We start from the raw sequence: 13,625 nt of genomic DNA, 5'->3' as shown, positions 1-13,625 counted from the left end.
CAATGCCGATCAGGTTTGCTTGCCGGGTATTACCGTCGAACAGGGCGCACTGGGCGAAATCCTCGTTAACTTGGCGACAGAAATGGTGAGCCTCCATTTGATGCGCCGGATCGTCCTTGGCAACATGAAAACCATCCAGATAGATGTTCATAGGATCCAGGGGCGAATCAGTTTGCAGGATGGCGGCACCGGTCTCCAGCACTTTAGTTTTTGAAGATTTTTCCTGGCCTTCGGGTTTTAAAGGTGATATGGCAGAGGGTGTGCATGCTGTAATTGCACTGATACACAAGGGAATAAAAATTACAAGGCTAAGTCTCATCGTCTCTTCCTTTTTAAATTAATTACATCTGAATTTATTTGATTTAGACGCCACAATATACTGATGCTGCCCTATTGTCTGTACGTCACCGAACCTAGGGAGACAGAAGCAACCAAAATACCTATTACGCCCTATGGTTATTGATGACAATAACCATCTATCATGAATAGGCGTTGTTGAATAAATCAAAATTTGGCCGAAGCTACCCATTCTTAACGTTAGTTAGATTTTTACGGACACTGGCATGCCCAGGCTCGTCATTTTGTTGAGCGCAAACGCACTGTCCCATGCTTCCGTTTTTTACTGCGGCAGCGCCCGCGCTTTCATGGTGTTGCCAAAAATGCGCTTATAGCGTTGCATGGCAAGCTCAACAAGATTGCGCAGGCCATAGCCTGTTTTTTGTTGCCATGCGATTCGTCCTTGTTGCGCAATGGTTTGAATATGCTGATCTCGCTGTGTGTCGCCAGCGTCAGAACAGACTGCGTTCTTGTGCGGTGGAATGACCACTTGGGCATCCGGTTGCTGGTCTAAAACAGCTCGGGAAACGGGCTCGCCATCGTAGGCACCGTCACCGATGAAAGTCCCGAAGGGCGTGTCGATTTGGGCCAGCAGGTCAGTGACTGCGGTGGGGTCGCCCACGTCCGGCGTGGTCAGTTCGCACGCCAGGACTTGGTGGTTTTCATCGATCGCAAGATGCAGCTTGCGCCAGGTGCGCTGGGCAGAAACATTGTGTTTTTCTTGATGCCATTCATCTTTGCCATAGACCTTGAGTCCAGTGGAATCGACAATGACAATACTGCCTGGCTCCACTGCTTTGCTCAGGAGATGCCTAGGTAAAGCAATGCAGCGCTTGGAAATGCTGCTGAAGTCAGGAATGGTGATTTCAGCTTTCATGATACGGGCCAGCGACTTCATGAAGCCTTCGGTTTGGCGTAGCGGCAGATGAAAGACCTGGCGAATAAACACAGCAGTTTCTATGGCGATATCAGAATATAGCTGCGGTCGACTGAGGGCTCCCGTCTTCTCTGGGTGCCAGTCGGCAATTGCCTCTTCAGTAAACCAGATCGTAACATCACCACGTTGCCGTAACCCATTATTGTAGTCATGCCAGTTCGTGACTTTGTAACGAGATTTTTTGATTTTATGGCGGCGGTTCTCGTTATGTTTGTATGGCATGGTCTATTGTGGGTATAAAAGTAAACCTAAGATGATGCCATATAACCAACTTGAATGCTGAAAAACCGATTTATTCAACAACGCCCATCACTTGTGAGTTTTTGTCACAAATAGTGTCCATTTAACGGTCATTAAATGAACAGTCTCGACAGAGGGTTTTTTACGCCTTTTTTAAGCCAAAAAGCGTTAATGTATCCGTCAACTTATCAAAACAAGTAAATTGTCAATAAATCAAGAGATGGATGATACTTAAGTAAGTGTGATCATGCCAAACCACCTGGAATGTTCGCCAGTATTAAACACAAATCCATCACCATAAAAAGTATCTTATCAATCTTGATAAAATATTCCTTATTTGGTATATTTCATCATGGTTAATATTTCAAACATACCTCGTACCAAACCGCTACATTGGGTAGGTTCCGCGAAAAAAGATTACCTCGACTTTCCTGACCCAGTGCAAAGCGACATGGGCTATGCCCTTGGTTTGGCACAGATCAATGGTAAGCACCCCAAAGCCAAGCCTTGGAAAGGCGAGGGGCCAGGGGTTTTCGAAATCGTCGAAGACCATCGCGGTGATACCTATAGAGCAGTTTACACCGTGCGTTTTGTTGGCGTGGTTTATGTACTGCATGCCTTTCAGAAAAAATCAAAGTCCGGAATTAAAACGCCGCAACCCGATATCAACCTGATTACCGAGCGACTTAAACGCGCTCAAGCCGATTATGAGAGCACCCAAAGCAAAGGGCATACTGGAGGAATATATGAACAATAACGATATAACCCACGGCACCGACAACGTTTTCGCCGACTTGGGTTTTGTAGACGCCACTGAACGTCAGACTAAAACGCAGTTGGCGTTTACCATTAATGAGTTGCTTAAAAACCGCAAGCTCAAGCAGCGCGAAATAGCTGAATTACTGGGTATTCCACAACCTAAAGTATCAGCGCTCAAAAATTACCGTCTGGATAACTTTTCGGTCGAGCGTCTGATGGAATTTTTGACTGCTTTGGATCGTGACGTTGAAATTATGATCCGGCCACGGGCAAATAACACCAAGGCCGGACATATCTCTGTATTAGCTGTGCAATAGGGTGCGTTTAAACAAACGTACCCTATAATAGGTGTTGCAGGCCACTACTATCAAATCACGAACGAATCCTTACTGTCGGCCAGATAAGGATCGTCTATCGTTGGCAGGGGCGAAAGGATTTGCCTGCACACAATATTTGCCGTCTGTCGAAGTTCCAGCTACCTGAGACGGACGAATGCGTACGTGCGTTGCTGATGAAGAACAAGAGCTTGATTAATGGGAGAGCACTCGGTCATGGACAAGTACAAGCTAAGTGAACGCGATATATGTACCAAATTTATCACCCCCGCCATTCAGCAATCTGGCTGGCAACAAAACCAGTTTAGAGAAGAAGTAAAACTTACTGATGGTCGCGTCATGGTACGTGGCAAACTCGCTGCACGCATCAAAAACCCAGAAGCCAAAGGTGGTCCCAAACGCGCCGATTTCGTGCTCTATGCAAGGCCTAATGTTCCTATCGCAGTCGTGGAAGCTAAACAGGCCAAATTTTCTATCGGGCATGGCATGCAACAGGCCTTGGCCTATGCCGAAATGCTGGATGCACCGTTTGCTATTAGCAGCAACGGCGACGGATTTCTGCTGCACGACCGCACTGGCCTCTCTCAGCCAGTGGAACGCGAACTGCAAATCAATGAATTTCCTACATTGTCTTACTTATGGCCACTTTACCAGCAATGGAAAGGGTTGGTCGCTCCTGAAGCCGTTCAGCTTATAGAGCAACCTTACTTCACCGATGGTAGTGGCCGAGCGCCACGATATTATCAACGAGTAGCGATTAACCGCGCGATTGAGGCGATTGCCAAAGGCCAACAACGTATATTGCTTGTGATGGCAACCGGCACCGGCAAAACCTACACCGCTTTCCAGATTATTTGGCGACTGTGGAAAGCCAAATCCAAGAAGCGCATCCTGTTCCTGGCCGACCGCAATATTTTGGTTGACCAAACCATGCAGCAAGACTTCGCACCGTTTGGCGAGGTGATGCATAAGGTCACCAACCGCGAAATTAAGAGAAACTATGAAATCTATCTTGCCCTTTATCAAGCGGTAACTGGCAAAGAAGAATGGAAGCAAATCTATCGCCAGTTTCCGGCCGATTTCTTTGATCTGATCGTCATAGACGAATGTCATCGTGGCAGCGCGGCAGAAGACTCCGCTTGGCGCGAGGTACTTGGCTATTTCACCAACGCGACGCATTTGGGCCTCACCGCCACGCCTAAAGAAACAAAAGAGGTTAGTAACATCACCTACTTCGGCGAACCGGTTTACACCTATTCGCTCAAGCAAGGCATAGAAGACGGCTTTCTAGCGCCCTACAAAGTCATCCGTATTGCCACTGATGTCGATGCTGTTGGCTACACTCCTGAAAAGGGTAAGGTCGATAAACTCGGTCAAGCCGTGGAGCAGCGGCAATACAATACCAAAGACTTCGACCGCAATTTGGTGCTGGAAAAGCGTACCCAGCTAGTCGCCAGCCGGGTCTGGGAATATCTCAAAGCAACCGACCCTTTGGCTAAGACCATTGTGTTTTGCGACGATCAGGATCACGCCGAGCGCATGCGCCAAGAACTGGTTAAGTTGATTCCTGCGGCTGCCAGCAATCGTCGTTATGTCATGCGCATTACTGGCGACGACAACGAAGGCAAGGCTCAGCTTTCCTATTTCATCGACAACGATGAGCCTTATCCCGTTATAGCCACCACCTCCAAATTACTGACGACTGGCGTAGATGCCAAAACCTGCAAACTGATCGTATTGGATCAAACCATCAACTCAATGACTGAGTTCAAGCAGATCATTGGTCGCGGTACCCGTTTACGTGAGGATTACCAGAAGCTCTACTTCACCATCATGGACTTTAAAGGGGCAACCCGCCTGTTCGCTGATCCGGATTTCGATGGCGAGCCGGTAGTCATCTACGAACCCAAACCCGATGAACCCATTTTGCCGCCAGACATAATAAATCCACCTGGAGTCGATGAGCCAGGACCGCCGCCCTACGACCCAGGTTCCACGGGTGATGACGATACCGAATCCGGCGATGACACAGGTGGCGGCGGAAGTGGTGGTGGCGAAGGTCGAATTAAGTACGTCATCGACGACGTGAACGTGCGAGTGGCTGTCGAGCGCTCCCAATACCTCGATGCTGACGGCAAACTCATGACCGAAGACTACCGTGTCTTGCTCAAGGATGACATCAAGAAAGCTTTGCAGACTGAATTTGGCAGCCTCACTGACTTTCTACTTCGTTGGAACAGCGCCGAGCGCAAACAGGCGGTGTTGGAAGAGCTCGTCGAACATGGCGTTCCTCTGGACATCCTGCAACAGGCAGTAGCCAATGGTAGCGAGCTCGATGCTTTCGACCTGGTTGCTCATGTCGCCTTTGATCAGAAACCGCTTACCCGCCGCGAACGCGCTAACAACGTCAAAAAACGAGATGTCTTCGGTAAATATGGCGAGCAAGCCCGTGCGGTACTCGAAGCCCTACTTGAGAAATTTGCCGATCACGGTGTGCAGGACATTGAAGACGCCAAGGTGCTGGAACTGCCACCTTTTGATCAGTTTGGCAGCAAGACACAAATCCGTCGCGGCATCTTTGGCAGCGTGGAGCAATACAGCCAAGCCTTGCACGAGCTCGAACAAGCACTCTATGACACACCTTTACAAAAACAGGCCTAAAAATGCGCCAGCTTACAAAATAAGAGAAATACAAAATGAATCTCAGCAGTACCATTAAATCCATCCAGGACATCATGCGTAAAGACGATGGCGTTGATGGCGATGCCCAACGTCTCGGCCAGCTCACCTGGCTCCTCTTCCTCAAAGTCTTCGACCAACGCGAAGAGGAATGGGAAGACGACAACGCCGACTATAAGTCCCCTTTGCCTGATGCCTACCGCTGGCGTAACTGGGCCGCCTACAAGACAGATAATGAAGGTAAGAAAAAACCGCAAATTGCTGGCAGCGAGCTAATTGCGTTCGTCAATAACGAATTGTTCCCGGCACTGAAAGAAAAAATCGACGCCAGCCAGAGCCCCTCGCACAAGGTCATCAAGCAGGTTTTTGAAGACGCCAACAACTACATGAAATCCGGCCCGCAAATGTTGGCCGTGATCGAGAAGTTGGAAGATGCGATCAATTTCCACGACTTCAAAACCCGAGCCAGTCTAGGGGACATGTACGAACAACTGCTCAACGACCTGCGCGGCGCGGGCAATGCCGGCGAATTCTATACTCCACGTGCCATCACCGCCTTCATGGCCGACCGAGTCAATCCGCGCCTGGATAAGCGCGAAACCGTGATGGACCCAGCCTGTGGTACGGGTGGCTTCTTGACCGCCACCATTGACTACTTCCGCAACCAGCTCAGCAACAAATCCAGTGCAGAAGACAAACGCGCCATCGAAGCGCTGATTCGCGGTATCGAGAAAAAACAGCTGCCGCATTTATTGTGCACCACCAACATGCTGCTGCACGGTATTGACGTACCCAGCCAGATCGAGCACCGCAACACACTGGGTATCGGTTGGAACGAGTGGAGCGCCAACGACAAGGTCGATTGTATCATCACCAACCCGCCGTTCGGTGGTTATGAAGATGACGGCGTAGGCAGCGACTACCCGGCCGATTTGCGTACTCGTGAAACCGCCGACATGTTCATGGCGCTCATCATCAAAAAACTGCTTAAAGTAAATGGCCGTGCTGCGGTGGTATTGCCCGATGGCTTTTTGTTTGGCGACGGCATCAAAGGCACCTTGAAAAAACTTCTGTTGCGCGACTGTAAGCTGCATACCATCATCCGCCTGCCCAAAGGCGTGTTTGCGCCGTACACCACCATCAAAACCAACCTGCTGTTCTTCACCAAGGGCAGCGTGGTGGACGATGGCAGCGAGCATTTTCATACCGATACCATCTGGTTCTACGAACATCCCTACCCGGCAGGTTATAAGAGCTATTCCAAAACCAAGCCCATCCGGCTGGAGGAGTTCAAGCCCGAGCAAGAATGGTGGGGCGATGAAGCCAACGATTTTGCTGATCGCGTGGAAAACGAATTTACCTGGAAGGTGGATTTCAAAACCAAGCGCGAACAGGCCGAGGCCGCCGCTGCGCCTTACTGGCAACGCGCCGAGGATCTGAACAACGAATCCGCCAAGTTGGAAGGCGAAGCGAATGATTTGCGTAAAAGCCTAGTCGGGACTGTCGACGCGGCCTACCGCGAAAAAATCGACGCCCAGATTGCCGATCTGCGTGCCCAGGCCGAACCGTTACGCCTGCAAGCTCGCGACGCTCAGGCCGCTGGCGACCGTATTTATTGGCCGATATTCAACCTTGACATCAAGAACCCCAACACCCCAGAAGAAGAAACTCATAACCCAGACCTAGTGCTGGAGAAATACAAAAAGCTGATGGGCGAAATTGAAGAAACTGAAAACCAGCTAAAAAGCGAACTGGCCGCCGCGCTAGCACATCATTTCGTCGGTGAGGAAGCCTGATGGATACGCGGCAGTTTCTGGCCGAGTTTGGGCATATTGCCAATGCTCATGGGGGAATAGTACGCTTAAGAGAAATGATCAATATCCTCGCAGTTCAGGGCAAGCTGGTTCAGCAAGACAGCGCCGAAGAATCAGCAGAATTATTTCTGGTCAAATCAGGAAATCAACAAATCAGCCGCACTCAACGACGGCGTAGCGGTACCCCTGCAATACAAACTGATTCCGTCCAGCTGCCAAACGGATGGTCAATGACTCAATTGCAAACCCTAGCTAATCCTCAAGCGGGTTTTGCCTTCAAATCAAACTTGTTCAATGAAAACAGGTTGGGGATGCCTATCATTCGAGTGCGTGATGTTGGGGTGAACTCACCAAGGACATACTTTTCTGGAGAGTACCGAGATGAGTTCTTGGTTTCTAACGGTGATTGGCTTGTTGCGATGGATGGTGATTTCCGAGTTGCTGTTTGGAGCGGTTCTAGCGCGCTCTTAAACCAGCGGGTGACACGTCTACAGTTTTACTCAAATGAAATTAGTAAAAAGTACGTTTGTATAGCTCTCCAATTCCAGCTACGAAAGTTTCAAGGTATCAAGAACTATACTACTGTAGACCACCTTTCTGGTGGCCAAATCGCCTCAGCTCGAATTCCATTACCTCCACCTAAGGAGCAATCCCGCATCGTCGCCAAAGTCGATGAGCTGATGGCCTTGTGCGACAAGCTGGAAGCTCAGCAACAGGACCGCCGCAAGCTGCAAAATAACCTGCGCCAGTCCACCCTGCAAGCCGTCGCCACCGCTAGTTGTCCGCACGAACTGCAAACTTCTTGGACACGCTTGGCTGACAATTTCGGGCGGCTGTTTCATGCGCCGGAGGATGTTGTCGCATTCAAAGGTTTGATTCTCGATCTGGCCATGTCTGGTCTTTTGTTGAATATTGAACATCGCCATGCTTCGACTGGCGCTGAACTGATCGACGCGATTGCCGCAAGGCGCATCGCATGGTCAAAGGATTGCGTTGATCAGGAGCAGAAAGAGGTATTGGCGATGCTAAAGAAGCTTCGCATTCAGCAAATCAACATTCCTGATACCGCATTGCCCGAGCACTGGGCATGGGCTTCCTTGTTGCAAGTATCGCAAGCAGTTGTAGATTGCCACAACAAGACCGCACCGTATGTCAGCGAAGGTATTCACCTCATTCGGACGACAGACATTCGGAACGGTCAGATGGACCTGACCAATACGCGGAAGATTTCTGAAGAAACCTATGCTTACTGGGCAAGGCGGATGCCGCCAAAGAGTGGGGATATTTTTTTCACTCGGGAAGCCCCTATGGGCGAGGCTTCGATCGTGCCAGAAGGCGAAAAAGTGTGTCTCGGGCAACGTTCGATGCTGATCCGACTCTTTCCCGATCTATTCAGCAATCGCTTCCTTCTGTACGTGATTCAAAGCCTAAGTTTTCAAAATCGCATGATTGAATCGGCAATTGGCATGACAGTGAAACATCTTCGTGTCGGTGGGGTTGAGGACTTGATCGTTCCTGTACCGCCAAAGTCGGAACAGGATCGAATCGTTGCTATCGTCGAGGAGATTTTTCGCCTATGCGACCACTACGCGGATCAATTAACCAAGAAACAGCGAATAGCCACCAACCTCGCATCTAGCATGGTTGCAAGCATTACCGGCATCGCCACCGAACAAGAAGAAGAACCCATGAAAGCCCCGCAAACCGAATTGATCGCCCCGCTACTCTTGGGCAACGCCCCAGGCATCAAAGAACAGTCCCCACTGGCCACTATTCTTGCTCGTCACAATGGTGAAATGCCGGCCAAGGACTTGTGGCAACGTTTCGGCGGCGAGATTGACGCCTTTTACGCGCAATTGAAAACCGAAGTGGCACACGGCTGGATACGGGAACCGGCAGTAGCTGAAATGCGCGAAAAACGCGTTGAGTCGGCGGACGCCTGAGATGCAGTTACAACGCCTTCGCCTACCGGCTTTTCGCAATCTGCGTGATGTGGATATCGCCTTTGCATCGCACCTGTCGCCTGCTGCCGGTGCGCCTGCGGATACGCCACCGAAATTGATTCGCAGCCATGCCTTGATCGGCCAAAACGGCACCGGCAAATCCAACCTGATCGAGGCGTTGATTACTATCTTCCGCGACATCGACCTTGATCGCGAAGCGCCCTTCGATTACACGCTGGTATACAGTATTCGTGGCCATACGGTGCGTATCGAGGCCGATACCGCTAAACAAAAGCGTCCCTTTGTTTGGGTGGATGAAGAGCAGAAGTCTCAAGACTACCTGATCAAGAATGATCCGCCAGACAAGCTACATCGGGATGAGCGACGCGGACCGCGCTTGCTACCCTCTCACATCTTTGCGTACTACTCCGGTCGCAACGAACGTATGGAGACATTATTCCAGGAGCATCAGCGTCGATATAATCGCCAGCAGGAGTTTACTGCCTCTGAAAAACTGAGTGGGGATGCGCTGGCGAGTTTGTATCGCAACTCAGCATTCGACGCCGATGCAGCAGCCAAGCTGCAAGTTGATATTGAACGCCGCTCAAAACGATACGGTGACGACAGTCTGCGCAGACTGTTCTATTGCAGAGGCGGGCACAGTCAGCTTGTGTTATTGGCCTGCCTGTTATCTGACGATCCGGTGTTCAAGAAAGTGTTGGCCAATTTACATATCGAATCGCTGGAATCGGCGCTATTTGTACTAAAAGAGCCGCATCGCTTGCGTGAAAAGCGCAAGGGAGGCAAGTTCGACGAAAACGAGTTGAATGAAGGCGACCCCCGCTTCTGGTTCGCACGAGGCAATGTAGTCAGCGAATTTCTCGACAAGCTTTGGCAAGTATCTTGGGCCCCCATCGAGCAGGAAGCAACCAAACAGATCGATTTTCGTGGTCGCACGGAAAAGCAAAAGCAGCTTTACCTGTTCGTACCAACTCAAGAAAAGCTCAAGCAACTGGGGGATTTAGTCGGCGGTACTGACAGTTTCTTCCGCTATGCCGAGGGGGCATACATAGGAGACTTGATAGATGAGGTCCGTATTACGGTAAAGAAGCGCGACGAGCACGGCGGTAAGATAAGTTTTACGCAACTCTCCGAAGGTGAACTGCAAATGCTCACCGTGCTGGGCCTGATGCGCATCACCCGCGAAGACCATTGCCTGTTTTTATTGGATGAGCCAGACACTCACCTGAATCCCATCTGGAAGTTGCGATACTTTGACGATATCGAAAATGTACTGAGTCCACGCGAAGGCACAACGTTGCAAGGCGAGTCGCAAATCCTGATCACCACCCACGACCCGATGATGGTCGGCAGCCTTAAACGCGAGCAGGTACATATTCTGCGCCGCGATGGCGAGCGCACCGTAGTGGATGTGCCGGATGAACATCCGCAAGGCATGGGTGTAACCGGTTTGCTTAAGAGTGAGTTGTTCGGACTGTCATCCACACTGGATATTGAAACCGAGCGCCGCTTGTTTCGTCGCAACGAATTATTTGTGAAAGCCCCGCGCACGCCGGAAGAAGATGCCGAACTCTCTAGTCTTTCCGCCGAATTGGCCGATCTGGGCTTCTCGACTGCCGATTTCCGTGATCCCGACTACGCGCTGTTCGTGCGCAAAATGTCTCAGCACCGGCGTTTCCGAAAACCGGTTCTGACGCCCGAGGAACAAACCGAGCAGGACGCCATCGCTGATTCCATCATCGACGAAATATTGCGCGAGGAGGATGGGCAGTGATCTGGATAGACCTAGGAAATAAACGCCCAACGGATACCGATATTCCGAATTGGGTGCCGTGGACGCAGCAAGAATGGGATGCGTGGCTGGATAAATCGGCAAAGTTGATTACGGCGCTAACGGCGTTGGATGCGGCCAATCAGCAGAATGAACGTAATGAGTTGATTGATGCTAACAGTGCGCATTGGGGCGCGTTAAAGGAGTGGATGTTGGCGTTGTCGGCGGGTAAGTGTTGGTTTTCCGAAGTGCGCGAGCTGTATTCGCATTACGATGTTGAGCACTTCCGCCCCAAGAAAGAAGCCAAGGCACTTGATGGTAGTAAGCGCGATGGCTATTGGTGGCTGGCGTTTGACTATATGAATTTTCGGGTATGCGGCAATGTGGGAAACCGCAAAAAAGGCGGCTGGTTTCCGCTCAAGAACGGATCGCTGTGCTCCACGCACGCGCAACCATGCGAGGAATCCGAAACGCGCTATCTGCTTGACCCGATTGATGATGACGATGTAGCTCTTATCGCCTTCGATGAAGAGGGCAAAGTCATCCCGATGCCCGGTATTTCAGCGTGGGAGCAAGAACGCGTCAATGAGACGGTAAAGCGCCTCAAGCTCAATGCACACGGACCGCTGGCCGAGGCTCGCCGCAAGAAGTGGCAGCAAGTGAATAAGTTAATCGAAGACTTCATCACAGCGAAAGCCCGCTGCGGTGCTGGCAACAATCCTGCTGCCAAAGCGAAACTGATCGAGGTAAGAGCTCGTGTGCGTGAGATGACCAGTCCTGTCGCAGAGTTGTCGGCTGTTGCCAGGTGGTGTTTGCTGCTGCGCAATGATCCGCAACTTTCACGGTTGATGGGATGATAATACAGGCATACCAACAGCAGATTTTTATGAATGAGATGACATTCTGATATGGCCAAAAAGAAAAAACTCATCGTTATGGTTTCCTTCACGGTTTACGGCGTCGAGGAATTACTGGAGCGCATCTACGCCATCCTGACTCGCTTTGGTTACGAGGTATGGATGTCGCATAAGGGTATCTACATCAGCAAGCACTGGACACCAGCACCCCGTCGGGTCGTGCCATGTTCAATATGTGCGGGGTATTTGCTGAATTTGAGCGGGCTATGATTCAGGAACGGGTCAAATCAGGTTTGTCGAGAGCAAGAGCGAACGGCAAACAGCTTGGCCGGAAACCACACGGACAAGAAATCGAAGCGGAGATTAAAAAACTCAGGGCTGAGGATATGGGTAAGGTCAAGATCGGCAAGACCCTTGGCATCGGCACGTCGACGGTGCAAAGGGTTCTGACGGAATCCTAAGAATTGAAGCTATTCATTTTGTCCAATGTTAAAAGTTAAAATTCATCCGGATTCTGGACAACATGCAAAATAGTGTGATTATGGCTGACCGTAAGGATTCCTTCGTAAATGCGTAAAGTCGCCCTGTAACCCTTGTCACACCTGGATTCTAATCGATATTATTTTAAATACTTCATCAATCGTGGTCAGCGTTAGCACGTTCACGTTTGACTATTTCCAGTACGGTATTCTTGCTCAAGTCAAGCTGCCTGCCAATCTGGCGATAAGATTGTCCCGCAGCAACCATCGCCAATACCGTCGGTGCCAACTTGTCTGATTTTACTCGCTGTCCAAGGCGTCGACCAAACACCACACCACGAGCCTGTGCCGCTTTTACACCGGATCGAACCCGCTCACGCAGAAGATCACGCTCGAATTCCGCTAAACCTGCCATCAACGTGGCAATGAGTTTCCCTTGTGGCGTTGCCAGATCAAACTGCAGTCCCGTTTGCGCGATCAGACATACACCCCAGGATTTCAGGTCATTGAGCGTATGAAACAAGTCCAATGTTGATCGTCCCCAGCGCGTCAATTCTGTCACCAAAATAACGTCTATTTTTCGTGCTTGCGCGAGATTCAACACTTGCTGACGTTGCAGGCGATCATTTTTGCTTCCGGATGCGGTTTCTTTCCAAACGCCTGCAACTGCATAACCAGCCTTTTCTGCAAAGACGATTAAATCCGTTTCCTGACGTTTGCAGTCTTGATCACTTGTCGAAACTCGACAATATACCGCCGCAATCTGTCCCAATTGAACCCTCCCCGCAAAATAGCCCTGGAACCCGCATTCTACTGTGGCAAAATAGTGGTGCATTTATAGAATACTTAAAATGATACACCTTTGGACTACCAACAGCCAATATCACCGATGTCACTTTTCTAAGTCGGTGTCAGCGGATTGTCAAAGCCGATGTCAGCAGTGCGATTAGGTGTGTGGCAATAACTCATAAGATATGGAGTCGCAAAAGTGTATCGAATATATGCACTTTCGCACCATAACTTTTGCGACACTGGAAACGTTGATTTTTCTAAGGTTGCCTGGTTGTCGCAAAACTCCTAATTTTCGCGACAACCCATTCATGCAGTTGGTTACAAATTTCTGTTCTGCCGAGTGGCCCACACTCATGCAACTGGGTTTACCCATTTTTTGCGACGTGCTGACGTCGACTTCGACAATTTGCAACGTGCTGACATCAGGTTTGAATGCTATTGACATCGACTATGACAATTTAGTTTGCATTCATCGAGATTCTACGCGGGCTCTGGCTGATTACTGCTGACATCGACTTTGAAAAGTGACACCTTCACTGGCGTATTGATCGATAACGACGTCACGATCAGCATGGATGGGCGTGGTCGAGCTCTAGATAATATTTTTGTCGAACGGCTCTGGAGAACGGTGAAATATGAAGAAGTCTATTTGAAGCAGCATG

Annotated in this window: 11 protein-coding genes; 8 read left to right on the top strand and 3 right to left on the bottom strand. The window is 50.1% G+C overall.

Annotated elements, in window-relative coordinates:
* Together RW114_RS17920 and RW114_RS17915 are read right to left on the bottom strand one after the other, a co-directional pair.
* Positions 1–319: DUF1264 domain-containing protein (locus RW114_RS17920; protein ID WP_340124123.1), on the bottom strand; the 319-nt coding region annotated here is incomplete at its 3' end.
* 300 nt (positions 320–619) lie between these two features.
* Positions 620–1,495 carry an IS5 family transposase gene (locus tag RW114_RS17915; RefSeq protein ID WP_340124122.1) on the bottom strand — a complete coding sequence of 292 codons (876 nt, stop codon included), beginning with the start codon at positions 1,493–1,495 and terminating at the stop codon, positions 620–622.
* 370 nt (positions 1,496–1,865) lie between these two features.
* On the opposite strand from RW114_RS17915, the gene RW114_RS17910 reads away from it, so the two are divergent.
* The 8 genes from RW114_RS17910 to RW114_RS17875 all read left to right on the top strand — a co-directional run bounded on the left by RW114_RS17910 (position 1,866) and on the right by RW114_RS17875 (position 12,153).
* Positions 1,866–2,270, top strand: coding sequence for a type II toxin-antitoxin system RelE/ParE family toxin (locus RW114_RS17910; RefSeq protein ID WP_340124121.1), 405 nt, complete (start codon positions 1,866–1,868; stop codon positions 2,268–2,270).
* Positions 2,260–2,589: a helix-turn-helix domain-containing protein gene (locus RW114_RS17905; RefSeq protein ID WP_340124120.1), complete on the top strand. Its 330-nt coding sequence runs from the start codon at positions 2,260–2,262 to the stop codon at positions 2,587–2,589. Before RW114_RS17910 ends, RW114_RS17905 begins: the two co-directional genes overlap by 11 nt.
* Positions 2,590–2,823: 234 nt before the next feature.
* Positions 2,824–5,268 carry an EcoAI/FtnUII family type I restriction enzme subunit R gene (gene hsdR / locus RW114_RS17900; protein WP_340124119.1) on the top strand — a complete coding sequence of 815 codons (2,445 nt, stop codon included), beginning with the start codon at positions 2,824–2,826 and terminating at the stop codon, positions 5,266–5,268.
* Positions 5,269–5,303: 35 nt separating this feature from the next.
* On the top strand, positions 5,304–7,082 hold the full coding sequence (locus RW114_RS17895; protein ID WP_340124118.1) for a class I SAM-dependent DNA methyltransferase: 1,779 nt from the start codon (positions 5,304–5,306) through the stop codon (positions 7,080–7,082).
* Positions 7,082–9,043, top strand: coding sequence for a restriction endonuclease subunit S (locus tag RW114_RS17890; protein WP_340124117.1), 1,962 nt, complete (start codon positions 7,082–7,084; stop codon positions 9,041–9,043). Before RW114_RS17895 ends, RW114_RS17890 begins: the two co-directional genes overlap by 1 nt.
* 1 nt (position 9,044) lies before the next feature.
* Complete coding sequence (locus RW114_RS17885) at positions 9,045–10,838, top strand: AAA family ATPase (RefSeq protein WP_340124116.1); 1,794 nt, start codon at positions 9,045–9,047, stop codon at positions 10,836–10,838.
* Positions 10,835–11,692 carry an HNH endonuclease family protein gene (locus RW114_RS17880; protein WP_340124115.1) on the top strand — a complete coding sequence of 286 codons (858 nt, stop codon included), beginning with the start codon at positions 10,835–10,837 and terminating at the stop codon, positions 11,690–11,692. The genes RW114_RS17885 and RW114_RS17880 overlap by 4 nt, the downstream gene beginning before the upstream one ends.
* A 194-nt stretch (positions 11,693–11,886) precedes the next feature.
* Positions 11,887–12,153: a recombinase family protein gene (locus tag RW114_RS17875; protein ID WP_422614840.1), complete on the top strand. Its 267-nt coding sequence runs from the start codon at positions 11,887–11,889 to the stop codon at positions 12,151–12,153.
* 175 nt (positions 12,154–12,328) lie between these two features.
* Here RW114_RS17875 and RW114_RS17870 read toward each other — a convergent pair whose 3' ends face one another.
* Complete coding sequence (locus tag RW114_RS17870; RefSeq protein ID WP_340124113.1) at positions 12,329–13,006, bottom strand: recombinase family protein; 678 nt, start codon at positions 13,004–13,006, stop codon at positions 12,329–12,331.
* Positions 13,007–13,625: the final 619 nt, after the last annotated feature.

The sequence above is a fragment of the Methylobacter svalbardensis genome, assembly GCF_037671525.1.
Lineage (GTDB): Bacteria > Pseudomonadota > Gammaproteobacteria > Methylococcales > Methylomonadaceae > Methylobacter_A > Methylobacter_A svalbardensis.
This window is presented reverse-complemented; position numbering and strand designations above follow the sequence as displayed.